This is a genomic window from Pseudonocardia kunmingensis, from assembly GCF_006716445.1.
GTDB classification, from domain to species: domain Bacteria; phylum Actinomycetota; class Actinomycetes; order Mycobacteriales; family Pseudonocardiaceae; genus Pseudonocardia; species Pseudonocardia kunmingensis.
Map to the genome: position 1 here is coordinate 316,777 of NZ_VFPA01000004.1, position 24,662 is coordinate 341,438.

14 protein-coding genes are annotated in these 24,662 nt (G+C 74.7%); 5 read left to right on the top strand and 9 right to left on the bottom strand.

The annotated features are described in order from the left end of the window. The first annotated feature begins 458 nt into the window (after nt 1-458). On the top strand, nt 459-827 hold the full coding sequence (locus FB558_RS45575; protein ID WP_342787573.1) for an SAM-dependent methyltransferase: 369 nt from the start codon (nt 459-461) through the stop codon (nt 825-827). Between the two features lie 206 nt (nt 828-1,033). Here FB558_RS45575 and FB558_RS31330 read toward each other — a convergent pair whose 3' ends face one another. Next, nucleotides 1,034-1,864 (bottom strand): CobW family GTP-binding protein, encoded by an 831-nt coding sequence (locus FB558_RS31330; protein WP_170231621.1) that lies wholly within the window; start codon nt 1,862-1,864, stop codon nt 1,034-1,036. Between the two features lie 170 nt (nt 1,865-2,034). Here FB558_RS31330 and FB558_RS31335 point away from each other — a divergent pair, with 170 nt between their 5' ends. From FB558_RS31335 to FB558_RS31350, 4 genes are read left to right on the top strand one after another with little or no spacing between them, the layout of a single operon-like run. Beyond that, on the top strand, nt 2,035-2,979 hold the full coding sequence (locus FB558_RS31335; protein WP_142059742.1) for a metal ABC transporter substrate-binding protein: 945 nt from the start codon (nt 2,035-2,037) through the stop codon (nt 2,977-2,979). 32 nt (nt 2,980-3,011) lie between these two features. Next, nucleotides 3,012-3,731, top strand: coding sequence for a metal ABC transporter ATP-binding protein (locus FB558_RS31340; RefSeq protein WP_170231622.1), 720 nt, complete (start codon nt 3,012-3,014; stop codon nt 3,729-3,731). Further along, nucleotides 3,728-4,621, top strand: a complete 894-nt coding sequence (locus tag FB558_RS31345) for a metal ABC transporter permease (protein ID WP_142059746.1) — start codon at nt 3,728-3,730, stop codon at nt 4,619-4,621. The genes FB558_RS31340 and FB558_RS31345 overlap by 4 nt, the downstream gene beginning before the upstream one ends. A gap of 38 nt (nt 4,622-4,659) precedes the next feature. Then, nucleotides 4,660-5,076 carry a Fur family transcriptional regulator gene (locus FB558_RS31350; protein ID WP_281288703.1) on the top strand — a complete coding sequence of 139 codons (417 nt, stop codon included), beginning with the start codon at nt 4,660-4,662 and terminating at the stop codon, nt 5,074-5,076. 131 nt (nt 5,077-5,207) lie between these two features. Here FB558_RS31350 and FB558_RS44115 read toward each other — a convergent pair whose 3' ends face one another. From FB558_RS44115 to FB558_RS31390, 8 genes are read right to left on the bottom strand one after another with little or no spacing between them, the layout of a single operon-like run. Beyond that, entirely contained in the window at nt 5,208-6,377 is a 1,170-nt protein-coding gene (locus FB558_RS44115) for a class I SAM-dependent methyltransferase (protein ID WP_211366990.1), read from the bottom strand. Continuing rightward, nucleotides 6,367-7,758 (bottom strand): FAD-binding oxidoreductase, encoded by a 1,392-nt coding sequence (locus FB558_RS31360; RefSeq protein ID WP_170231624.1) that lies wholly within the window; start codon nt 7,756-7,758, stop codon nt 6,367-6,369. Before FB558_RS31360 ends, FB558_RS44115 begins: the two co-directional genes overlap by 11 nt. After that, nucleotides 7,755-9,122: a class I SAM-dependent methyltransferase gene (locus tag FB558_RS31365; protein WP_142059750.1), complete on the bottom strand. Its 1,368-nt coding sequence runs from the start codon at nt 9,120-9,122 to the stop codon at nt 7,755-7,757. The genes FB558_RS31360 and FB558_RS31365 overlap by 4 nt, the downstream gene beginning before the upstream one ends. Beyond that, on the bottom strand, nt 9,119-10,573 hold the full coding sequence (locus FB558_RS31370; protein ID WP_142059752.1) for an MFS transporter: 1,455 nt from the start codon (nt 10,571-10,573) through the stop codon (nt 9,119-9,121). Before FB558_RS31370 ends, FB558_RS31365 begins: the two co-directional genes overlap by 4 nt. Continuing rightward, nucleotides 10,570-11,358 carry a class I SAM-dependent methyltransferase gene (locus FB558_RS31375; RefSeq protein WP_142059753.1) on the bottom strand — a complete coding sequence of 263 codons (789 nt, stop codon included), beginning with the start codon at nt 11,356-11,358 and terminating at the stop codon, nt 10,570-10,572. Before FB558_RS31375 ends, FB558_RS31370 begins: the two co-directional genes overlap by 4 nt. Beyond that, on the bottom strand, nt 11,355-19,985 hold the full coding sequence (locus FB558_RS31380; RefSeq protein ID WP_142059755.1) for a type I polyketide synthase: 8,631 nt from the start codon (nt 19,983-19,985) through the stop codon (nt 11,355-11,357). Before FB558_RS31380 ends, FB558_RS31375 begins: the two co-directional genes overlap by 4 nt. Next, nucleotides 19,982-20,518: an OsmC family protein gene (locus FB558_RS31385; protein ID WP_142059757.1), complete on the bottom strand. Its 537-nt coding sequence runs from the start codon at nt 20,516-20,518 to the stop codon at nt 19,982-19,984. Before FB558_RS31385 ends, FB558_RS31380 begins: the two co-directional genes overlap by 4 nt. Continuing rightward, the gene (locus FB558_RS31390) at nt 20,505-24,596 is read right to left on the bottom strand and encodes a non-ribosomal peptide synthetase (protein WP_142059759.1); all 4,092 of its coding nucleotides are present in this window, start codon (nt 24,594-24,596) and stop codon (nt 20,505-20,507) included. The genes FB558_RS31385 and FB558_RS31390 overlap by 14 nt, the downstream gene beginning before the upstream one ends. Nucleotides 24,597-24,662: the final 66 nt, after the last annotated feature.

Genomic DNA, 24,662 nt, shown 5'->3' on the forward strand with positions numbered 1-24,662 from the left:
TGCTCTTGCACCGCGAGTCGGAGCGGTACCCCGGCCTGCCCTGGTCGCGGCGGACGTCCAGGAGCGGGGCACCGATCCGGAGGACATCGCCGAGATCGACGCGCAGTTCTACGAGTACGCCGTCGCCCGCGCGCTCGACGGCGTCGCGCGCAGACCCAGCGCACAACCGCACCAGTGCAGACCGACCTGAGCGATTAGGGGGTGCCGATCCGCCAGCGCTTGGCTCTCAGGGCGCTCGGCCCAAAGCTGCTGTGGGTCGGGCGATGGCTGAGGAGGGCGTCGTGATCACCCCCGACCCGGGACTTTGCCGAGACGGCAAACGAACGTGCGCCCCGGCAGGCCGGGGCGACCCAGTGAGGAGCGTGCGACGTCGCAGACCGCGCGCCGGCATCCAGCGGCGACCCGCGGCTGTGGCGGCCTACTCGACCGGTTGACCGAATTTCTTGGAGCAGCCCCGCATGAGCACCGAACCGCACGTCAGCGCCGACTCGGACGGCACGGCCGCGAACTACAGCGCGTCCGAATCCGAGCGATTCTGGGAGGGGCACTACCGCGGTTACCGGGGGCCGTGGGCGGCCCGAGCCAATCCCCTGCTCGTGGAGACGGTGGCCCCCCTTGCGCCTGGTACGGCTCTCGACCTCGGCTGCGGCCTGGGTGGGCACACCATCTGGCTCGCCCGCCACGGTTGGCGGGTCACCGCTGTCGACATCTCCGCGACCGCCGTGGACCAGGTCCGGCGCCAGGCGCTGGAGCTCGGCCTGGGCGATCGCGTCGTCACCGAGCAGCACGACGTGGCCACGGGCTTCCCGTCCGGGAGTTCGACCTGATCTCCGCGCAGTACTTCCACACGCCGTTCGCGCTCCCCCGCGGCCAGGTCCTGCGCACCGCGGCCCACGCCCTGCGGCCCGGCGGGCTACTCCTCCTCGTCGACCACGGCTCGATCGCACCGTGGTCGTGGAACCAGAACCCCGACACCCACTTCCCCACTCCGGACGAGGTGTTCGCCGAGATGGACCTCGACCCGCGGCAGTGGTCACCGGATCGCACCGACATGCCCCGACGCGAAGCCACCGGACCGAACGGCGAGACCGCCGCGGTCGTCGACAACGTGCTGCTGGTCCGCCGAGCCGGGCGCTGATCCGATTCCCGGGCGACGCTGCAGGATGTCGACGAGGCGGTGCGGGTCGATCGGTCGATCCGTGACGAACGCGAGGGACGCGTAGGCCGCGTGGAGGTGACCGTGATGGTCGCCGTGGTCCTCGTCGTGCCCGCCGTGTTCGTGCCCGGCGTCGCAGTGGGCCTGACCGAGCATCAGCTGACGACCGGGGACCACGTCGACGTCGAACAGCATCCTGGGCTCGACGGCGCCGTGCCGGGCGACCAGCAGCGGGGCCCGGTGGTTGAGCGCCCGGCACACGTCCTGCAACCTCGACAGGCCCGCGGCGTCCACCCGGTCGGCCTTGTTGATAACCACGAGGTCGGCCAGCCGCACATGCCGGTCCAGCTCGGGGTGTCGGCGCCGGACGGCCTCGAACTCCGTGGCGTCGACGACCTCGATCAGCCCGCCGAAGGTTGTGTGCGGGTTCCCCGATCCGAGGACGAGCCGGACCAACGCACCCGGCTCGGCGATCCCGCTGGCCTCGATGACGATCGCGTCGATGTCCGCCTCCGGGGCGGCGAGCCGGTCGAGCAGCGGCCCGACACCCGCCTCGTCCGTGGTGCAACACGGGCAGCCGTTGCCGACCGGAACGACGCCCGCAGCGCTGCCGCCGACGAGCATCGCGTCGACGGGGATGCTCCCGACGCCGTTGACGATCACGCCGATCCGCTGGTCGAGGCTGTCGGCGAGCAGATCGTTGAGCAAGGTCGTCTTCCCCGGGCCGGAAACCCGGCGAGCACGAGCAGATCGCCGCGCGGACGGGATCACGCCGAGCCCAGGTACCGCGGCGAGCAGCAGGGTACGGCCGGGCGGGGGCGTGTGGCTCGCGCTGAGATTTCTTGGTAACGGTTGTCATTTTCATATAGGGTCGCTTCGTGGGTCAGTCGCGCGCGTCACGCATTCCGTTCTCCTGTATTGCCGCTGCCGTGGCGCTCGTGCTCGTCGGCTGTGCCGGTGGCGCACCCGACGCGGCGCCCGAGGTCGGCATGCTCCCGGTGGTGGCGAGCTTCTACCCGGTGCAGTTCCTGGCCGAGCGGGTCGGCGGCGACCGGGTGTCCGTGACGAACCTGACCCCACCCGGATCCGAGCCGCACGACCTGGCGCTGGATGGCCAGAGCATGGCGGCGCTGGCCGACGCGAAGGTGGTGCTCTATCTCGGAGAGAGCTTCCAACCGGACGTGGAGAAGGCTGTCGCCGACGCGACCGACGCCGTCCGTCGCGACCTACTCACGGCCCCGGGTGTCGACGTCCTCCCGGCCCCCGCCGATCTGGGCAAGGAGTCCCTCGCAGGTGGCGGTGACCCGCACGTGTGGCTCGACCCGGTGCGGATGAAGGCGATGGCGAGCGCAGTCGCCGACGCCTACACCGAAGCCGACCCTGCGAACGCCGACGCCTACCGGTCGAACCTTGCCGCGCTGCAGCGCGACCTCGACGCCCTGGACGCCGATCTACGCGCGGATCTGACCGGATGCGCCCAGACCACGATCGTGACCTCGCACGCCGCGTTCGCCTACCTCGCCGATCGATACGGGCTGCGGCAGGTCGCGATCGCCGGATTGTCGCCCGACGCGGAGCCGGATGCGCAAACCCTCGCCGAGATCACCGACACTGCCCGGGCTGCCGGCGTCACCACCGTGTTCTTCGAAGAGGCCCTGACGCCCGACACGGCGCAGACCGTCGCATCGGCGATCGGCGCCAAGATCGACCTGCTCGCCGCGCTGGAGTTCGACCCGCGCGAGGCTCTTGGCCCCGGCCAGGAGTACCTGAGCGTGATGGGCGACAACGGCGACCGCCTGTACGCGGGCCTGGGCTGCCCGTGAAACCGCTGCTTCTGGCGACACGCGGTCTGACCGTGCGGTACGGGGACATCACGGCGGTCGAGGACGTCGACCTGACACTGGCCGCGGGCGAGTCGGTCGCCCTCGTCGGCCGCAACGGGGTCGGCAAGTCCACCCTGTTACGCGCCCTCGCCGGTCTCGTCCCCCACGACGGCACCATCGTCCGGCGACCTCCTGAGCGCGTTCCCCGGGCCAGGAGCGAATCGCAATCCTCCGACGTGCGGATAGCCTTCGTCCCCCAGCGTGCAACGCCGCGCTGGGACCTGCCGATCTCGGTCTGGGAGGCGGTCGCGACCAGCAGGATCTCGACGCGGCGGTGGTGGCGGCGGCCGGACACCGCCGACCGGGACGCCATCGAGACGGCCATCGCCCGGCTAGGCCTGGGCGCGTTGGCGCAGCGGCCGGTCGGTGCGCTGTCCGGTGGCCAAGCGCAGCGTGTGCTGCTCGCACGAGCGCTGGCGCAGGAGCCGGACCTCCTGCTGCTCGACGAGCCGTTCGACGGGCTCGACGCCGACAGCCTCGACGCGGTACTTGCCGCGCTGACCGATCTCGCCGCCGCGGACACGGCGGTCTGCTGCGCGCTCCACGACCTGCCGCTGGCGCGCAGGGTGTTCGGGCGGGCCGTGCTCCTCGACGGTCGAGTGCTCGCAGACGGACCCGCTGACGTGATCCTGGCGACTGGCCTCGCCGGCGAACCGTCGATACCCGCGGTGCTCGGAGGCGTGCTGCCGTGAGCGTCGCCGGCTGGCTGACCGAGCCGCTCGCATACCCGTTCATGCAACGGGCGTGCGCCGCGACGCTCGCCGTCGGGGTCGCCGCGCCGGTCGCGGGCGTCTGGGCGACCACCAGACGTCTGGTGTACCTGACCGACGCGATGAGCCACGCCATCCTCGCGGGTGTGGCCGCCGCGGCGCTGCTCGGAGCGTCGCTACTGGTGGGCGGGCTGGTCGCCGCGATGGCGATGGCGCTACTGGTCGCCGTGCTGGTGATCCACGTCCGGCTCTCCGAGGACAGCGCCATCGGGGTCGCGGGGCAGGGCCTGTTCGCGCTCGGCATCATCGGCGTCTCACAGTCGGCCGATCCCCGTGCCCTCACACACGTGCTGTTCGGCAATCCCCTCACGGTCACCACCGCCGATGTGATCGCCGAGCTGGTGGTCGCCGGACTGGTCGTCCTCGCGGTGGCGACGTCCCTACCCCTGCTGGTCGCCACGACGTTCGACCCCGCTCACGCCCGCACGCTCGGCGTACGAACAGGCCTGGTCGACACCGCGGTCATCGTCGCTCTCGGCCTCGTCGTCGTCATCAGCCTCACGACCGTCGGGGTACTGATGGCGCTCACCCTCTGCATCGCACCCGCCGCGGCAGCTCGGCTGCTGTCCCTCCGCATCCGGCGTGTCCTGTTCCTCGCCGCGGGCCTGGGCGTCGCAGCCGGACTTGCCGGGTTGATGGCGAGCTATCACCTCGGGCTGCCCGCGGGACCCACCGTCGGTGTGCTCGCCGCCACGGAGGTCGCCCTCGCCGCGCTGATCCGCTCCGCCGGCACCCGCTTTCGACACACCGGCCGTGTGTCGCCGGGCGAACGGGCGGCCGGGCCGATCCACCGTTCAGCGGGGCAGCGATGACACATCACGACACAGCAGCAGAGATTCGGCGCGCGGGAATGACCGCGACCGCGGCCCGGTGTGCCGTGCTCGCAGTCCTGGACGGGCGGGCTCAGGCGCTCAGCGCAGGCGACATCCACCTCCTGCTGCGCGAGCAGGGGCACCGGATCGGGCTGGCCACCGTGTACCGCACGCTGCACGCCCTCGCCGCTGTCGACCTGGTCCACGTGTTCCACCTCGACGGCCAGGACAGCTACCGCCACTGCCGGTACGGACGACATCACCACCTGGTCTGCCGCGACTGCCGGACCGTCGTCGAGCGCCCCGCCGACGAACTGGAATCGGTGCTCGATCGCATCCGCGCCGACGAGGACTTCCTGCCCGACCCGCGGCAGACCGACGTCGTCGGCATCTGCAGGAACTGCCGCGACGCGGTCACCGACTTGCTCGACATGTCGGGCGTCCCAAGAAGGTGACCACGCTCGCGCACGACCCGACCGGCCAGCTCGCCAACAACGGCGCGCCCGAGGCCACCGTCTGGAACTTCGAAGGCAAGGGCCGGCCCGCCCTTTCAGCCGGATTGCCGCGCCAGACAACCGCATCGTGGCTATCTCGGGCCGGTGGCGGGTGGGTCGCGGCGGGCAACGAAGAGCTGCTGCTCCAGCACCGACAACGGATGGTCGGGCGGGGGCAGTGTGAACAGCGGCCGCAGCCCGGCGGCGCGCAGCTCGGTCCGCCACTCCGCCGCGGTGAGGAAGATCCGGTCCTCGCCGGCGCGTCGGTCGCGCTCCCCGGCCGCCGGCTGTCCCGGTCGCGGCGACATCAGGAAGTGCATCGAGGTCAGCAGCTGGTGGTGCTCACGGCACGACTCGATGAAGACGAGCAGGCCGCCGTCGGTGACCGCGCCGTGCAACCGGCGCAGCACGTCCCCGACGTGGTGGGCGTTGTGGAGCACGTTGGCGGCGAGGATCACGTCGTAGGCCGTGCCATCGGCGAGGCCCCCTCTGGAGGGCTCTGCGTTCATGTCGAGCAGCGCGAACCGCATCCACGGGTGGCCGGCGAACCGCTCGCGGGCCGCGGTGAGGAAGAACGTCGACACGTCGGTGAACAGGTAGTCGACGTCGGTGCCGTTGAGGGCGGGAACCACGTCGACCGTGGTGCCGCCGACTCCGGCACCGAGTTCGAGGACCCGGAGTGGCCGTGCGGCGGTGTGCTGCAGCACGGTGCGGACGGCTGCGTTGAGGTAGCGGTTGACGAGGTTGCGGCGGTACGCCGTCTCGGCGGTGGTGAATCCCCCGTCGGGGAAGAGGAGTTCCTGGACGAGTACCTCGTCGCGGACCAGCCGTGGCAGCTGCTCGTTGGCGGCGGCGAAGAACCGGGCGAGCTCGGCGGGGTAGCCGAGTCCGGCGCAGGCGTCGGCTAGGGACGGTGCGTCGGGCACGGGCCGGAGGCGGGCGTAGGCGCCCGCGGGGTTCCTGTCGAGCAGCCCCTCCGAGGCCAGCGCCGCTAGCCAGCGGCGGACCAGCCACCGGTGCCGCGGTGCGGCGCCGAGCCGGTCGGCGACCTCCTCTGCGGAACGGCGGGCCGCCGTCGGCCCGCTGCCGACCAGGGCCGCACGCAGTGTCGATGCCATCGCGGCGAGCGCCACCCGGTCGAGGTCGCGCCGCGCCGCGGTGGTCTGCTCCATCGGGGGCGGGTCGACCGCGTCCGCGGCGGCCTCCGCAGCGAGTCCGGACAGTGCGACCTCGTCGAGATCGGCGCGGGCGTCAGCCGGCATCGGCGTACCATTCAGGGGAGAACCCGTGGCCGAAGCGGAACAGGTCGGCGGGATCGTGGCGACGCTTGACCTCGAGCAGCCGCTCGTGGGCGGCCCTCGGAAACGCTCTGCGCACGCGCTCCGGGCCGGCACCCACGTCGAGCAGCGCGAGGTACGGGCCGCCCGCTGAGCTCGCCGCCACCGACTCGATCGTCTCCGCCGCCCATCGCCGCGACGGCCGCGGCGACCCGCCCGGCGGCCAGCAGGAGAACACGGCCAGGTGCTGCTCGGCCCGACGCCCGCCGAACGCCGTTGCGTCGTCGTCGACCCGGCCCATCGCGCCGCCCAGCTGGTGCAAGGAGATCATCGACACCGGCGTCGGCATCCGTTCCGCCGCCGCGACGAGCGCGCCGATCGTGGCGTGGTCCAGCTCGCGCAGCCACTCCGTGCCAGTCGCCGTCCCGTACCCGGCCGGGAACGCCTGCTCCGACTGCCCCTGCAGCTCCACGTAGGACAGCGGCCGGACGAGGTCGAGCTCCGCTGTACCGAGCCGACGCGCCGGCGCCACCGCCTCGACGGCCCGCTCGGCCGGCCCGAACCACGCCACGCTCACCGCCACGACCGGTGGCCCCTGCGGCGCGCCGGGCGGCCAGCGCAGCAGCGCCGCCTGCAACGACAGCTCGTCGGGGGCCTGGTCGCACACCCGCCGGTAGCCGTCGAGGACGACCGCCGCGTCCCGGGCGGGGTAGAGCACGGTCCCGGCGTACACGTCGCGCACCTCTCCCAGTGCCAGTTCGGCCGACGTGACGACGGCCAGTCCCCCGCCGCCGCTGCGCAGCGCCCACCACAGGTCGGGTTCGGCGTCGGCGCTCACCTCGCGGAGCTCGGCGTCGGCGGTGACGACCTGCATGCGGCGAACCCGGTCGCAGGTCAGCCCGTCCCGCCGGTGCAGCCAGCCGCAGCCGCCGACGAGCGCGGTCCCGATGACGCCGACCGACGACACGTCCGCTCCGGTCGTCGCCAGCCCGTGCGCGCAGGTGGCTCGATCGAGCTCCGCCCACGTCACCCCCGGACCGACCCGGGCCAGGCGGCGCTGCGGGTCGACGGCCACGTCGCGCATCTGCGAGAGGTCGAGCAGCAGCGCGTCGTCTGCGACGGCCTGGCCGGCGATGCCGTGCCCTCCGCCGCGTACCGAGATCGGCAGTCCGCGATCGCGCGCGACGGTCACCGCCGCCACGACCTCATCGACGGTCCGGCAGCGGGCGATCGCCGCCGGCCGTCGGTCGACGGCGGCGTTCCAGACGCGACGGCACACGTCGTAGTCCGGATCGCTCGGCGTGACGACCTCGCCGACACCGGCGTTCCGCAGCCCGGCGGCCAGCTCCACCACCGCCGCCCTCACCGCGACGGTCCTTCCGGCGTGGTTGCGGCCGCGCCGTCGACGACGAGCGGTGGGACCGGCAGGTCGGGCAGGAGGCGTTCGAGGTGGTCGGTCAGCTCCTCGGGCAGCCGGCGGTCGACGAAGCGGCCGAACGGGTCGTTGGCCAACTCGCCATCCGCGTCGGCGAGCTGCGGTTGGGGAACGGTCTCGGGTCGGCCGGCGGCGAGGCGACGCCCGTCGGCGGAGTCCAGCAGCAGGCTCACGCCCGGCGGCAGCGCGGCCGCCAGCTCCCCCGGTGTCACGGCCCGGGGGTCGGCGGGGTCGAGGAGCGTGTTGGGGATGCCGGTGACGTAGGCCGACCCGGAACGCGCGAGCACCTCCGCGCAGGCGGCCACGCGGTCCGATCCGGGCAGCGCCGACCACGTCACCGGATCGGCCTCGGGTGCCGGCGGCGGGTCGACCGTGAGCGTCACGTCGTAGCGGTACCGGGTGAGCTCGGTGTCGTGCCGGAACGGCTTGGCGTGCGCGACGACCCGCATCGGCCGGCCGTGCCGGGCCGCGAACCGGGCGCCGATCCGCGCGAACAGCTGCGGGTCGCAGACCAGCTCCTCCTCGGCGGCCGCCCGTCGCGCCGCGCGCCGGTCCAGGTTGTCCGGGCGGAGCGACGGGTCCCGTGCCGACTCGACCCAGCGGGCGAACGCGCCCAACGTCGCAAGGTTCCGCACGTCGCCGACGACCACGGTGCCGCCCGGTGCGACGAGCGCGAGCGCATCCTCGACGACGGCGGACAGGTACGCCGCGTTCGGGAAGCACTCGGTGACGCTGTTGAGCACGATCCGATCGGGGCGGACGGGCTCCGCTGCGCCGGGTGGGGTGAGAGCGCGCATGACGTGCGGCGCCGCGGCCTGGTGTGCGGCCGCCACCACGATCCGCGCGCCCGGCAGCTCTCCCCGAAGCCGTTCCACCGCATGGTCCGCCACGTCGGTTCCGACGTAGGTCTCCACCTTCGGCGCCAGGCGGTGCGCGAGGAGGCCGCTGCCGCAGCCGAGCTCGAGCACGGTCCGGGGATCGCCGCGCAGTACGAGGTCGACGGCGTGCCCGATCCACTCGAGCATGTGCTCGCGCGGGAACGGCTCGCCGGTGTCGGAGGCGCGCCAGCCGGATAGGTCGAGGTCGGCGGCGTGGCGGTCGCGGGCGGCGCTGTACACGAACGTGTAGACCTCGGCCCAGCTGTCCAGGTGGTCCTGGAGCAGCGGTCCGGGCGCGGGTCGCACGGCGACCGCCGCCGCGGCGGGACGGACCGCGAGCACTCCGCTGTCGGCGGGCTCGGCGGACTCCACCCACGGGTGGGACCGCAGCGCGGCGAGGAGCCTGTCATCGTTCACCGCCGACCCCTCCCGTCGGCGGCCGACGCATCCGGCGCTGCGGCGGGGGCCCGTAACGACCACCAGGTCAAGGCCACCGCGAGCGCGCTCACGATCGCCGCGCCGGCCATCACCCTGGACGCCGCCGCCGCGACCGCCGGGGCCGTTGCGCCGTCGGATCCGGCGTACACCATTCCCCACACGGCGGTGCCGGCCGCGGTGCCCATCGGGATCAGGAAGTTCGCGAGCCCGGACGCCATCCCGGTCCGCTCCGGCGGCACCGCGGCGACCGCGACTGCGATGAGCGGCGTCGACGCCAGCCCGAAGCCGAACCCGAACAGCACCAGCGGTGCCGCCACCAGCGCCACGCGTACCGACGGGCCGATCATCAGCGCGGTGACCGCCGCCCCTATGGCCGCGCACGCGAACCCGACACCGACCACCCGCGCCACACCGAACCGGGCCTGCGTGCGCCCGGCGAGCAGCCCACCGCCGAACGCCGCGGCGAACATCGGCACCAGCGCCACCCCTGCCGCGAACGGGCTCGCACCGAGCGCCTGCTGCAGATACAGCACGAGGAAGAGCGGCACCCCCATCGTGGTGAACCGGGTGAGGAAGGACAGCGTCGCCGCGCCGGCGAACCGCAGCCGCCGCAGCAGCCGCAGATCGAGCAGCGGCTGGGGGGAGCGGGCCTGGAGCAGGACGGTCGGCAGGAGGAGGCCCACCCCACCCACCGCGGCGACCGTGGTGACGGTGGTCCAGCCCTGCCGCGGTGCTCCGTTGAGGACGTAGAAGACCATCAGCAACCCGGCGGTCAGGGCGACGACGCCCGCCCACTCCGCCGCGCGCAAGCGCCCGGCGGTACCGGCGGCTGCACCAACCACCGGCATCCATCGCGGCGCCAGGGCCAGCACGAGCAGCCCGAGCGGCAGGTTGACCGCGAACACGGCCCGCCACCCCGCCAGCTCGACCAGCACGCCGCCGAGGAACGGGCCGACCGCCGAGCACGATCCGGCCGCGGCCGCCCAGATCGCGAGCGCCATGGGGCGGCGGTCCTCCGAGTAGGCCGCCGCGACCAGTGGGACCGCGGTGCCGAAGATCATCCCGGCGCCGACGCCCTGCGCCAGCCGGAACACGTCGAGGGCCGGCAGGGACCAGGCGGCCGCGCACCCGGCCGATGCGATGGTGAAGGCCGCGACCCCGGCCAGGAACAGCCGTCGCCGGCCGAGCCGGTCCGACAGCGTCGCCGTCGGCAGGATGAGCGCGCCGAACGTCACGGCGTACCCCACGATCACCCACTGCACGGCGTCGAGCTCGCCCGGGTACTCCCGCCGCAGGTCGGCGAGCCCGACGCCGATGATCGTCGTGTCGATCACGATGAGCGCGGTCGCGAGCACGACCACGACGAGGGCCCGCGGGCCGGAAGCCTCGATCCCGGGCGCTCCGGCCGACCGGGGCGAGGACGCGGTCATCGAGCGCCTCCCGATCCGGGAGCGGCGAACACGAGCAGGCCGGCGCCGGGTGCACCCCGCCCCGGGACGAGCCCGGCCGCGGTCGCCTCGCGCGCGGCCTCGTCGGGACCGATCGGCCACACGACGTGCTCGGTCACGTGCTCGACGAGCGGCCCGTCGCCGGCATCGGCACGGACGTCCGCGGGGTGGTTGCGATAGGTCATGCGCCACCGCAGGCGCTCCGCGTCGACCGGGATCGCCTCGCTCCACCCCTCGTACGTCCGCCGCCCCACCCGGGCCCGCGTGTAGCACCGGGCCGGCACCGGTTCCACCCGCCGTGGCTGCTGCACCTCGACCACGATCGGCGCGCCGGGTGCGAGCAGGTCGGCGAACAGCCGCCACAACCGCGCGCGCCCTGGCCCGTCGAAGTGCCCGAGCACGCCGAGCGCGACGACGCCTGCGCACGGCCGCGGGAGCGCCGCCCCGAACACGTCGGCCGGCTCGACGGTGACCCGGTCGCGCAGGTCCTTGCGCGCCGCCAGCCGCGACATCAGCACCGACCGCATCGCCGGAGCCGGCTCCACCGCGATAACCTCCGCCTCCGGGAGGGCCTCGGCGACCGCGACCGTCGACAGTCCGGTGCCGGCGCCGACGTCGACGACGGGTCCGGCGAGCGTGTCGACGCCGCCGAGCAGTCCGGGCAGCAACGGCCCGACCTGCGCCCAGTACGGCGCGGCCATCAGGTCGTAGAACTCCGCGGTGACGACGTACCGCTCGTAGACGCCGAGCTCGCCGATGGCTGTCATCGCTTGGCCTCCACCCGGTCCAGCGCGGCCGCGAGCGCCGCGGCGACGGCCTCGACCCCGGGCGGCCGCAGCAGCGCGTAGTGGTGGTCGTCCACGCCGTGCACGGTGAGCGCGCCGCGGACGTGCTGCTCCCAGCCGAGGTCAGGCCGCTCGGCGCCGTCGTCCACGCCCATGCCGACGCCGGAGTTCCGCGGCGCCGATCGGTCCGCTCGCACCAGGAGCAGCTCGCCGCCGCCGAGGTCGAGTGGCTGTGTGCGGTGCCCGGCCAGCGCGCGCATGTGCCGGCGGAACGCGTCCACGCGCAGCGCGAACACGGGGTCGTCCGGGGCCCGCTGCAGCCCGGCCTCGACCAGCCGCTCGGCGACTCGCGCCCGCCGCGTTCCCTCGTCCAGCCTTGCGAGCCCGTCGGTGAAGGCCGTACCGCCGAGGTCCAGGTCGAGGAACGCCTCCAGCGACCCGAGGTATCTCGCCCAGAACTGCGCGTCCGGAGCGTCCACGATCGGGTCGGCCACGTTGGAGTCGATCAGTGTCAACAGGTGGACGTCGGCGCCGTCGGCGCGGAGGACTCGGGCGACCTCCTGGGCCAGGATGCCGCCCATCGACCAGCCCCCGAGCAGGTAGGGGCCGACGGGTTGGTCGGCGCGGATGGCGTCGGCGTAGGCGCGGGCCAGATCCGGAACGGTGTCGGGCGCGATCGGCCACCCGGCGAGGCCGGGGTCCTGGAGGCCGACGACCGGGCGGCGGGTGTCGAGGACGCGGGCGAGCTCGGCGTAGCAGAGCACATCGCCACCGGTCGGCGGGAGCAGGTACAGCGGCCCGCCGGACCCGTCCCGCAGGCGAACCACGAGGTCGCTGGTGTCGGCGGCGCCGCGCGCCACCCCGCTCGTGGAGGGCGCGAGATCCGCTCCGGTTCCACCGTCCAGCACGGCCGCCAGGGCGGCGACCGTGGGTCGGCGCAGGAACTCCCGCGGGGGCACCACGACCTCGCGGTCCGGATCCCACTCCCGGCGTAGCTGCCCGAGCATCCGGATCGCGAGCACCGAGTCGCCGCCGAGCTCGAAGAAGTCCGCCGCCCGATCGACGCCGTCCGGCGCGAGCCCGAGCAGGCCGGCCCACAGCGCGGCGAGGCGGCGCTCGGTCGGGGTCTCCGGTGCGCCGGGTTCGGCGTTCCCCGGCAGGCCCCGCCGATCGTCCGATCCGCCGGCCCAGCCCGCCGGCAGCCCCCGCCCGGGCAGCTCGACGGGCGCGGTCCACGCGGCGGGATCGGCGACCAGCGCGTCCACCGCCTCCCCGATCTCGGCGAACAGCCGGTCCAGCGCCTCCGCCTCGAACAGCTCCCCCACCGCGTCGAGGTTGACGACCGCGTCGTCGTCCCAGTCCCACTCGAAGACCTGGAGGTCGAGCGCGACCTGCGGGGTGCGGACGCGCTGGAAGAAGTCGCGGACCTCGACCTCGCTCGGCGTGGACATCGGTGGGCGCAGGCCGAGGGTGCTGTGGAACACCACGGGCGCCTGCGGTCCGTGGTCGCCGCGCCGGCGGGACAGCTCCCGCGCGACCTCGACGCCGGTCACCATCCCGTGGTCGAGCACGTGGGCGAGCTCGTCCTGCAGCCGCCGGCAGGCGTCGACGAACGCCGAGCCCGGCGGCAGGTCGACGTCGAGCAGGACGGTGGCGGCATAGGGGCCGATCACGTGGTCCAGGTCGGCCGGCAGCTGGAGCCGGTTGAGGTAGAGCACGTTGAGCAGGAACCGGTGGTGGCCGGCCAGCCGCGCCAGCGCCGCGGCGTAACAGGTCGCGAACACCGCAGACGGCGTGACGCCGTGCTCGGTGCACCGCTGCCGCAGCGTCGCCATCGCGGCCGCGTCGACCCGCCGTCCGCGCCGCGTCATCGCCTCCGGCCGCGCCTCGTCCAGTGATCTCGCGAGCGGCAGCGCCGGCGCCGGCGGGAGCTCGTCGAGCCGGGCCTGCCACCAGTCGCGCTGCGCGAGCCATTCGGGCGAGGTCCGTTGGCGGGTGATCGTCTCGACGTAGTCGTCGAAGCCGGCGGTGAGCGGCGGCAGCTGCGCGTTCGGTTCGTCCAGATAGGTGAACAGCTCGGTGAACATGAGCTGGAACGACCAGCCGTCGGCGACGAGCAGGCTGCACACGACGTGGAGGTGGAGCTCGTCGCCGGGCAGCCGGCACGCGGTCACCGCGAACGGCCATGGCGGCGCGCCGGGCCCGGTGCGTTGCAGCTCCGCCCGGATCCGCGCCACCTCGCCCGCCACCTCGTGTTCCGCTGTCCCCCGCAGGTCGACCTCGGTGACCGGCACCTCGGCCAGCGCCGGATCGGTGGCGTCGAGCACCAGCTGGGTGCCGTCGGGCAGGAAGGTTGCGCGCAGCATCGGCTGGCGGTCCACCAGCCGGCGGACCGCGGCGCGCACGTCGGCGGCCTCGATGCCGGGGCCGGCGAGCCGGAAGTCCACGTAGAGGTAGGCCGAGTCGTAGCTGAGCGCCCACGCGCCCTGCTGGCCGACCCAGTACGCCTGCTGCAGCGGCGTCAGCGGGAACGGGGCACCCCGGTCGGTGCGCCGCACCAGCTCACGCGCGACGGGCCGCATGCGGTTCTGCGCGGTGAGCCGATCGGCGATCTGCCCGGCCAGCGCGGACAGTGGCCGGTCCCCGATCAGCTCGGCGACGGGGACCGCGATTCCGAGCCGGTCCCGCACCACGGCGGCCATGCGGACGGCGAGCACCGAGTCGCCGCCGAGCGAGACGAACGTCGCGTCGGGCGCGATTCGCTCCGCCGGGACGTCGAGCACTTCCGCCCAGATCGATGCGAGCCGAGCCGCGACGGAGTCGACGCCCTCGCCGGTCAGCTGCGGCCCGGCGTTCGGATCGCGCCACAGGTCGTCCGCGGCGGCTGGTTCACCGGTCTCCGCGGCGTCCGCGAGCCGGCGCAGCCAGTTCACGTACGCGGCGAACGCCTCGTCGGCCGCTTCCGGCGCGATCGCCGTCTCCAGCACGTCCCACTGCAGCTGGAGGGCCCCGCCCTGGACGTAGACCTGGTGGTCGAGCCACACCTGCGGCGTCTGGCTGACCCCGTGCACGACGCGGCCGGCCCATTCGAGGTCGGGCTCGGCACCGGTGACCTGGTCGATGCCGAGCGCGCTGGTGAACACCACGGGCGCGGTGTGCCGCTCCCCGGTCGCCGCGGTCCTCGCCGCCAGCACCTCCAGCGCCGAGTAGTCGCGGTGGTCGAGGTCGTCGAACATCCGCCGCTGCGTGGCCGCGGCCCGATCGGCGAACGACTGCCCGGCATCCCGGTCGACCTCGTGCAGCAGCAACGTGGTGAAGTCGCCGACCACCTGGTCGATGTCGGGCAGCCCGCCCGGCCGGTCGAACAGCGTCACCGTCACGCAGAAGTGGTCGTCGCCCGACCACGCGGCGAGCAGGTCGGCGTAGGCGGTCAGCAGTACCGCCGACGGGGTCACGCGGTGGCGGGCCGCGGCCTCCTGGAGCGCCTTCCACTGCCGCGGGTCCAGCTCGGCGCGGCGCCGCCCGAACCACGGCCGCGCCTGGGCTCGTTCGCGGACCGGCAGCGACGGCGGGCCCGGGAGGGTGTGCAGGCGGGCGCGCCAGTACGCCACCGCCCGCTCGTAGTCGGGTCCGTTCCGCCGCCTTTCCAGGTCGGCGACGTGGTCGGCGAACGTCGTCCGCAACGCCGGCAGGGCCGCGTCGGGATCGGCGTACCGGCGGTGCAGTTCCGCGTCGATCAGGAAGTAACTCGCCGTGTCGCAGATCAGTGCGTCGACGCCCACGAACAGCCGGGTCCGCCCGTCGGGCAGCAGCGCAGCGCGCACGTCGAACAGCGGCCATCGGTCCGGCCGGGGCACCCTGTGCGACAGGGTGCGGCGGAGGTTGGCCAGCCGTTCCTCGGCCTCGTCGACCGGGAGCGCGGTGAGGTCGTGGCGACGCACGCGGTACGCCGGCACCTCGGCCAGCAGCTGGTTGCGGCCGTCCTCGGTGACGACGGCGCGCAGCATCGGGTGCCGCGCGATCGTCGCCTGCCAGGCCCGCTCGTAACGATCCAGGTCCAGGTCGGTGCAGTCGTACTCCAGGTAGAAGTGGCAGGCCACCTCGCCCAGCCCGAACGCTCCGGTCCGGCCGACCCAGTACGCGTGCTGCACCCGGGTGAGCGGGAACGGCTCCCCCGGATCCGTCCCTCCGGTCGGTTCCGTGGAGTCGGCTCGGCTCGGGGCGGCAAGATGGCCGGCGGTCTCGGGAAGGCGCGCGGCGACGCCCGCAACCGTCGGGTCGGCGACGAGGTCGCGCAACCGCAGATCGGCGCCGGCCTCGTCGCGCAGCCGGACCAGCATCCGCGTCGCCAGCAGCGAGTGGCCGCCGAGCGCGAAGAAGTCCGCGTCCGGAGCGGTGACGGGGCAGCCGAGGAGTTCCGACCACAGCGCGGCCACCCGCTGCTGCGCCGCGGTCACGAACGCTGCATCGGACGTCTCGACTGGCACGGCGGCGCACGCCTCAGGCCCGGGAGTCGGCTGAAGACTGCGATCGGCGAGGTCGCGCGACGACACGGCGACGACCGGTGGCGTGCGCCCGGTGACGTCCAGTGCGACGAGCCGGTCCAGGGCGGCGAGCGCGGTCTCGGTCGGCAGCTCGGAGCGGGCGGCGGCACCGGAACCGAGGCCCGCGCGGCTGTCGCCGGCCCAGGTGTCCCACTCGACCGCGAGCCACCGGGTGCCCTCGGGTGCGTCCGCGGCGCGTTCGTCCGCCCAGGCGTCCAGGTAGCGGTTGGCGGCGGCGTACTCCGCCAGCCCGACCCCGCCGAGCGTCGCCGCTACCGACGAGGCGAGCAGCACCAGCCGGGGCGGGTGCTCCAGCCCCTCGATCGCGGTGTGCAGCGCGCGGGTGCCGGTCACCTTGGCGGTGGTGTTCGCCCCGGCCGGGTCCTTCTCCACCAGTGGCCGGACGGTGTCCGGACCCACCGCGCCGGCCGCGTGCACGACCAGGTCGACCGGGCGACCCGGGCCCGCGGCCTCGGCCAGCAGGCGCCGCACCGCGTCCGGGTCGGTGACGTCGACCTCGGCCGCGACGACGTCGAACCCGCGTTCGCGCAGCTCGTGGATCGCCCGCCGCGCCGGCTCTGCCGTGCGCCGGGACGCGAGGACCACCCGCGCCCCGTGCTCCGCCGCAAGGCGTTCGGCGATCAGCGGCCCGAGCCGACCGAGCCCGCCGAGCACGACCGCGACGGGGATCTCGACGCGCGGCAGGTCCTCGAGCTGCCAGCTGGCCCAGGTCCGGCTCCAGCGCCGCCCACCGCGCAGCGCGACCTCGAGTCCGCTCTCCCCGTCACCGGCGAGGTCGGCGGCCTCGGCGAGCAGGAGCGCCGGACTCGTGTCGTCGCCCGGCAGGTCGACGCTGCGCCACGGCAGGCCCGCCTCCTCGGCCAGGACCGGGACGAGCGCGAATGCCGCGGCGGCTCCCGGGTCGGCAGCGGTGTCCCCGGGAAGCCGGTCGACGCTCCTGGCGACGGCGAGCAACGGGGGCAGCTGCGCCCACGCGGCGGCCCGCCCGGCCAGCGCGGCCGCATCGGCGTAGGCCGCATCCAGGCGCGCCGCGTCGCCGCCGTCCACGCCTGGCCCGTCCTCACCACCGTGACCGCCGACGAGCCAGACGAGCCCGTCGGGGCACGCGGTCGCGGGGAGGTCCGCGGCGGCGTGCCGCTCGACCACCGCGCCGGCGGCGCGGAACGCCGCGGCAACGGTTTCCGTGAGGGACTTGTTGTGCTCCCCTTCGCCGACCACCCACCAGGACCGGCCGCGCAGCCGGTCGGCGACGGCGGCGAGGCGGGGCACCTCGTGCCGGACCGGCACCTGGAGCTCCCTTGCCGGGTCGAGGCGCCGCACCGGGGCCTGCGTCGCGGGAGGGTCGATCCACAGCCGCCGGTTCCGGAACGCGTAGCCGGGCAGCCGGACCCGGCGCCGTCCCGGCCGGTGCAGCGCGCCCGGGTCCAGCTCGATCCCGCGCTGCCACAACCACCCGAGCCCGTCGAGCAGCGCCACGCGGTCCGGGGTCGCGTCGTCCGCACCGGGAAGGAGGCCGATCGCGCCGGAGAGCCCGGCCAGCCCGCCGCGGCTCGCGAGGAGCGCGAGCGCCGTGCCCGGTCCGGCCTGGACGAGCACCGCCGGCCCGTCCCCGACCGCCGCGGCGACCGCGTCGGCGTACCGCACCGGCTCCGGCAGGTGCCGTGCCCAGTGCGCGGGATCGGCGAGCTCCGCGCCCGACACGGACGCACCGGTGAGCGTGCTGATCACGGGCACGCGCAGCCGGCGCGGGACGAGCCCGCGCGCGGCGGCGCGGAGCCGGTCCGCGACCGGCTCGACCGCTCGGGAGTGCAGCGCCACCGCGACGGCGAGCCGCCGCGCCGCGACGCCCTCGGCGGCGAGCTCCGCCTCCAGCGCCTCGATCGCGGCCGCTGGCCCGGACACGACGGTGGCGGCGGGCGCGTTGAGCGCGGCCAGGTCCAGCTCGGGATGCCGCGCCAGCCGCGTCGCCATCTCGTCACCGCCGAGGGGTACGGCCAGCATTCCGCCCGGTGCCGCCTCGGCGATCCCGAGCGAGCGGACGGCGACCAGGCGTGCCGCCGCGGTCAGGTCGAGCGCGCCCGCGGTGACGGCCGCGGCGTACTCGCCGAGGCTGTGCCCCACGAGCACGTCGGGACGCACGCCGACCGTCTCGAGCAGGCGGGCGGTCGCGAGCGAGACGGCGAACAGGGCCGGTTGGCCGTAGCGCACGTCGGCGGCCAGCCCGCGCGCCCTCCCGTCCGCGGGCGAGGCCGTCACGATCTCGCGGATGTCGAGGCCGAGCAGCGGTTCGAACACCGCGGCGCACTCGTCGATCGCGGCGGCGAACACCGGCTCGTCGGCGTAGAGCCCGGCGCCCATCCCGGCGTACTGCGCGCCCGCCCCCGGGAACGCCACCACCAGCCGCGGCGGACGGTCCGGCGCGCGCTGGACGGTGACGTTCGCCAGCAGGTCGGCAGCTTCCCTTCCGTCCGCTGCGACGACCGCGGCCCGGTGCGGCAGGGCGCGCCGGCCGCGGTGGAGGGTGGACGCCGCATCGGCGAGCATCGGCGCCTCGGGCGCGGACAGCGCTGGTGCCAGGCGGTCGGCGCCGGCCCGGCAGGCGTCCTCGGTCGCGGCCGACACCATGACCAGTTGCGGGCGCGGGTCCGGCGCCGGTGCCCCGACCGGAGCAGGCGCCTGCTCCACCACCACGTGGCAGTTGGTCCCCCCGATCCCGAACGAGCTCACCCCCGCCAGCCGGGTGCCGCCGCGCGTCGGCCACGGCCGGGTCCGGGGCACCACGTCGAACGCGCTCCCGTCGAGGCCGAGCTCGGGCGCGGGCGGGTCGGCGTGCAGAGTGGCCGGCTGCATCCCGTGCTCGAGGGCGAGCACGGTCTTGATCAACGCGGCAATGCCGGCCGCGGAGTTGGCGTGCCCGATGTTGCTCTTCACCGAACCGAGAGCGCACCAGGGCGCGTCGGCACGGCCGAACACCGCGTCGAGCGCGGCCAGCTCGATCCGGTCGCCGAGTGCGGTCGCGGTGCCGTGCGCCTCGATCAGGGCGATGTCGTGCGGCGTGACGCCGGCAGCGGCAAGTGCCTCGGCGATCGCGCGTGCCTGCCCGGCCGGCGACGGCGCGGTGAAGCCGACCTTGCCTGCGCCGTCGTTGTTGACCGCGCTGCCGCGGATCACCGCGCGGATCGGGTCGCCGTCGGCGAGCGCGTCCGCCAACCGGCGGAGCAGGACGACGCCGACCCCCTGGGTGTAGACGATCCCGGAGGCGCCGGCGCCGAACGACCGGGTGGTGCCGTCGGCGGAGAAGATGCCGTCCGGCACGTGGAGGTAGCCGAGTCCCTGCGGGACGATCAGCGACACCCCGCCTGCGAGTGCCGCGTCGCACTCGCCGACGAGCAGCGACTGCGCGGCGAGGTGCACCGCGACCAGGGAGGTGGAGCAGGTGGTCTGGACGCCGATCGCGGGACCGGTGAGGTTCATCCGGTACGCCAGCTGCAGCGGGAGGTAGTCCGCCACGCCGCCCATCGCCGCCTGTAGGCTGCCCATCGGATCCGGCCCGCCACCGCTCGGGTCGTAGCGGTCGGCCAGGTTGAGCGCGAGGTACGCGCTCGGCGCGGCACCGGCGAACACCCCGACCTGGCCGAGGTCATGGGCCCCGCCGTGGCCCGCGTCCTCGAACGCCTGCCACCCGGCCTGGAGGAAGAGCCGTTGCTGCGGGTCGAGCAGCGCCGCGTCGGCGTCGGTCAGCCCGAACGGGGCCGGGTCGAACTCGTCCTGCCCGTCGATCAGTCCCGCGACGGGTACGTAGCGCGGATGGTTGCGCAGCTCCGCGGGTACGCCGCGCGCGACCAGCTCCTCGTCGGTGAGGCGGGTCAGCCCCTCGCGCCCGTCGCGCAGGAGCGCCCAGAACGCATCGAGGTCCGGTGCCCCGGGGAACCGGACCGCCATACCGACGACTGCGACCGCGGCGTCGTCGGCGCTGCGCTCATCGGCACTGCGCTCATCGGCACGGGGCGGCAGATCGGCGGTTGCGGTCGGATCGACGGTCACGGGTTCACCACCAGTTCGGCGAGGACGGGGACGGTGCCGCGGGTCATCGCGAGCACGGGACAGGAGTTCTCGACCAGCCGGTGCAGCTCCTCGTACCGCTCCCGCGGTTCGGGTCCGGCGAGCTCGACGCGCAGCCGGATGGCCTCGGCCGGGCGGGTCGGCCGCGGCGCGCCGTTCCCGACGGGCGCGCGCGGCGTGTCGATCCCGAACACTGGGCGCATCTCGAGATCGGCCTCGACCAGCACCCGCAGGGACTCCAGCCGGACGCCGAGCCGGGCGGCGTGCAGCTGGCAGGTGATCAACTGGCAGCTGCCGAGCGCGGCCAGGGCGAGCTCGATCGGATTGGGGCCCTTGTCGGTCCCGCCGGCGGCGCGCGGCTCGTCGACCGTGAACGTGCGGTCGCCCGTGCGCACCGTGACCTCGGTGCCGCCCACCAGCTCGGCGCGCGCGTCGAACCGCTGCGTCGCCGGGCGGGCGAGCAGGGCGGACCGGATGCGGGCGACCGCGTCGCGGAGGGTGTCAGGCACGGTCATCCGGTGTCCCCTGGGGTCGACCGAGGGCGCGGCGCAGGTGGTGGGCGCGCCGGCGACCGCGGACCGCGGCGTGGGCGAGGTCGGGCACCACGTGCACCCGGTCGTTCCCGTCCGGCGGCGCGGTGGTGGCCGGCGCCGGAGCGGGCGCGCGCGCCGGTTCGGGCACGACGACGGGGCCGGGCTGTGCCGGGGTGAGCGCGGCGATGCGGGCGGTCAGTGCGCGCACGGTCGGCTGCGCGAAGAGGTCAAGCAGCGTCAGGTCCGGCGCCAGCTCCCGGAACCGGCGGTGTGCGACGACCATCGACAGCGAGGTCGCGCCGAGGTCGCCGAACGGCGTCGTGGCCGGCACCTCGCTGCCCAGCACGTCCGCGAACACCTCCGCCACCCGGCGTTCCAGCTCGTGCGGCACGACCACCCGGTCGGCGCCGGCCCGACGGCCGGCCGGCACGGCGGTGTTCGCCGCCGCGTCCGGTGTCTCGCCCGGCCCACCACTCAGGTGCAGTTCGACGAGTCCGTCCTCGACGGGGCCTGCGACGAGCCGCCCGGCCACCTCGAGACCGGCCGCGGCGACCGTCGCCTCCAGCTCGCGCACCCACCGGCCCGCCGCGGTCAGCGTGTCGGCCGCCGACAGTCGACCGGGACGGATCCGGATCGCGAGGTCCAGCCCGCGCCGATCGGCGTCCGCGGCCGCACGCACTAGCCAGGATCCATCCGCCGCCTCGTGCGCGGGCCCGACAGCGGTTGCGGCGGGCCCGTCCCGGTGCACCTCCACCAGCTCCGACCCGCCGCCGGGCTCGGGCGCCGGAACCGGAACCGGCCCGGCGCCGGTTGCTGGACGGAACGGGTTGGGCAGTTGCGACGGGTCGACCTTGCCGTTGGCCGACAGCGGGAGCTCGTCGAGCGTGACCCATCGGCTCGGGACCATGTAGGCCGGCAACTGGGCGGCAACCGCCGCGGAGAGGTCGGCCGGAGCGGGCACGCGGGGCTCGTCGGCGTTTCCGGGGAAGGCGTGCCCGACGACGTAACCAACTAGCCGCGGCCGGCCGTCGGCACCGGGCACCGCCGCGGCCACGCACTGCCGCACCCCCGGCAGCCGGTTGACGACGGACTCGATCTCGCCGAGCTCGATACGGTGACCGCGGATCTTGACCTGCCGGTCGGCGCGCCCGAGGAACTCGATGGTGCCGGTCGGCTGCCAGCGGCCGAGGTCCCCGGTGCGGTAGAGGCGCACCCCGAGGGCGGGGTGCGTCGCGAACCGTTCCGCGGTCTGCCGCGGGTCGCCCACGTACTCCCGAGCCAACCCGTGGCCGGCGATGAACAGCTCGCCGGTCTCGCCGACGGGGCACGGTCGGCCCGCGGCGTCGAGCACGTGGAAGAACTGGCCGCGCAGCGGGCGGCCGTACGGGATGCTCGCCCAGTCCGGCTCGACCTCGCCGATCGGGTGGTGGATCGACCAGATCGACGCCTCGGTCGCGCCGCCGAGGCTGATCACCCGTGCGCGCGGTGCGAGCGCGCGCAGGCGGCCCGGCAGGGTGACCGGGATCCAGTCGCCGGACAGCAGCACCAGCCGAAGGCTGCCCAGCCGGGACGCCGCCTCGGCGTCAGCCTCGGCGTACTCCACGAGCATCTCCAGCACCGCCGGCGCGGTGTTCCACACCGTCACCTCGTGGGCGGCGATGAGCTCGCACCAGTGGCCGGGGTCGCGTTGCCGTTCCACGGCGGGAAGGACGAGCGCGCCGCCGACGCCGAGCACGCCGAAGAGGTCGTAGATCGACAGGTCGAAGCTCAGTGCGGACAGCGCGAGCACCCGGTCGTCCGGGCCGACGCCGAACCTGTCGTCGATGTCGTCGATCGTGGTGCGGGCGGCCCGGTGTTCGATCGCGACGCCCTTCGGCTCGCCCGAGGATCCCGAGGTGAAGATGACGTACGCCAGGCCGTCCGGCCCCGGCCGCCGATCGTCGGGCTCCTGACGGCTCCCAGGACCGTGCGCCGGTCGCCCGTGCGCATCTACCGGCAGCCGCACCACGTGGTCCGGCAGGTCGACGGGTCGGTTCTCGGCGACGACCGCGAGCTCGATCTCCGCGCGCCGGCACACCGAGGCGATCCGCGGTAGGGGCCAGTCGGGTTCGACCGGCACGAACGCCGCTCCCGCCGCGAGCACGCCGTACGCCGCGACGATCTGCGCAGGCGACTTCGGCAGCGCGACCACCACTCGTGCGCCGGGCCGGACGCCGGCGGCGGTCAACGCGGCGCCGAGCGCATCCGCGCGGGCCACCAGGTCGTCGTGGGTGATGCGCCCGTCGGGGCCGAGCACGGCCGGGCCGTCGGGATGCTCGACGGCGACCCGCCGCTGGGGCTGGTCGAGCAAGGGGCCGCCGGGCAGCGCCGGCGGCGGTGGTTCGGGCAGCCGGAACGTCGGATCCCAGCCGAGGTCGACCCGGTCCCACGCGCTCTCGTCGCCCGCGAGCCGGCGCAGCAGGCGCAGATGCGCATCGAGCATGCCGTCGATCAGCCCGTCGGGGAAGACGCCCTCGACCGCGTCCCACGCGAACCGAAGCTCACCGCCCTCGTCCCACACGATGTGGTCGAGCAGCACCTGCGGTGTCTGGGAGACCCCGTACACCTCCTCCCCCAGCCACGCCGTCGCCGCGCCGTCCGCCTGGCCGAGGCCCACACCGCTGGTGAAGACGTAGGGATATCGGACGACGGAGGCCCCGTCCGCGCCGCCGGCCGCGGAACCTGCCGCCTCCCGCCGCGCCAGCTCCCGCTGCACCTCCACCCCGGAGAACGACCGGTGCTCCAGATCGGCCCAGAAGCGGCCGTTCACCGCCGCCGCGAACGCCGCGAAACCCTTCCAGCCGACGAGATCCACCGCCGGGAGGGCCACCAGCAAGGTGGTGCTGAAGTCGCCCACCACGCCCGCATCCTCGCCGACCTCGTCCGACCGGTCGAACAGGGTCGCGTTGAGGCAGAACTCGGTCCCCGCCCCCCACCGGCTCAGCGTCAGCGCGTACGCCGCGAGCAGGACACCGGTCGGGCTCAGGCCGCGACTCGCGGCACGCTCACGCAGCTCACGCCAGTCCGCCGCGCCCAGCCGGCCGGCGTGCCGGCGGAACCGGGGCCGGCGCACGTCCTGAGTTCGGCGCAGCTGCGGCAGGTCCGGGGCGGGCGGCAGGTTCCGCAGCCGCTCCCGCCAGTAGGCCCGGTCCCGCTCGTGGCGCTCCCTCGCCGGCGCCTCGACACGGCGACGGACCAGGTCGAGGAACACCGCCTTCGGCTCAGGTAGCGGGGCATCGTGGTCGGCGACCAGCTCACCCCACTGCCGCATCAGCAGGATCCAGCTGACCATATCCAGCACGAGGATGTCGAAGCCGACGAACAGCCGGAGCGTGCCCTCGGGCAGCACGGCGGCGTGCCGGTCGTACAGCGGCCATTCGCGGCTGTCGCGGACCTGGTGCGACCGCTCCCGTCGCAGCGACTCCAGCGTCGTCGCGACCTCGTCGGGTGCGGCGGCGCGGAGGTCGGTGACGCCGATCCGGTACCGCCTGCCCGGCGCCAGCACCCGCTGCCAGCCGTCGTCCCCGACGACCGCACGCAGCATCGGGTGATGGTCGACCAGGCGGTTCCAGGCCGCCTCCAGCCGCGCCACCTCCGCGATCGGGTCGTGCTCACGCTGCCGGTCCGGCGCGCGATCGAACTCGTAGTAGTAGAAGGTCGCCACCCCGCCCAGCGGCAGATCCGGTTCGCGTCCCACCCAGTACGCCGCCTGGATCGGCGTCAACGGTGCCTCGTCCAGCACCGAGTGGTCGGGCGTCGGGCCGCCCGGCGCCGGACCGTCGGCCGGTATGCCGTTCCGGCGCGACTCGACCTCCAGCGCGAGGCTCTCGACACTCGCCCCGACGAACGCCTCCAGCGGCACCTCGACGCCGGTGCGTTCGGCTATCCGCCGATGCAGCCGCACCGCCGCGAACGACTCCAGCCCCAGTTCCTGCAGCGGCCGGTCCAGGGGAAGCTCGGCCTGCGCCGCGCCGAGCACCGCGGCGGCACATCGGGCCACCTCGTCCAGCGCGCGGCTCATCGCCGGCACTCCTGACCGCCCGCGCCCGCGCGGTCGACCGCGCAGCACGTCGTCCTCATTCCTGGC

Coding starts and splice junctions, on each gene's coding strand:
- FB558_RS45575 (WP_342787573.1), top strand. CDS start 459: ATGAGCACCGAACCGCACGTCAGCGCCGACTCGGACGGCACGGCCGCG.
- FB558_RS31350 (WP_281288703.1), top strand. CDS start 4,660: ATGACCGCGACCGCGGCCCGGTGTGCCGTGCTCGCAGTCCTGGACGGG.
- FB558_RS44115 (WP_211366990.1), bottom strand. CDS start 6,377: ATGCCGGCTGACGCCCGCGCCGATCTCGACGAGGTCGCACTGTCCGGA.
- FB558_RS31370 (WP_142059752.1), bottom strand. CDS start 10,573: ATGACCGCGTCCTCGCCCCGGTCGGCCGGAGCGCCCGGGATCGAGGCT.
- FB558_RS31375 (WP_142059753.1), bottom strand. CDS start 11,358: ATGACAGCCATCGGCGAGCTCGGCGTCTACGAGCGGTACGTCGTCACC.
- FB558_RS31385 (WP_142059757.1), bottom strand. CDS start 20,518: ATGACCGTGCCTGACACCCTCCGCGACGCGGTCGCCCGCATCCGGTCC.
- FB558_RS31390 (WP_142059759.1), bottom strand. CDS start 24,596: ATGAGCCGCGCGCTGGACGAGGTGGCCCGATGTGCCGCCGCGGTGCTC.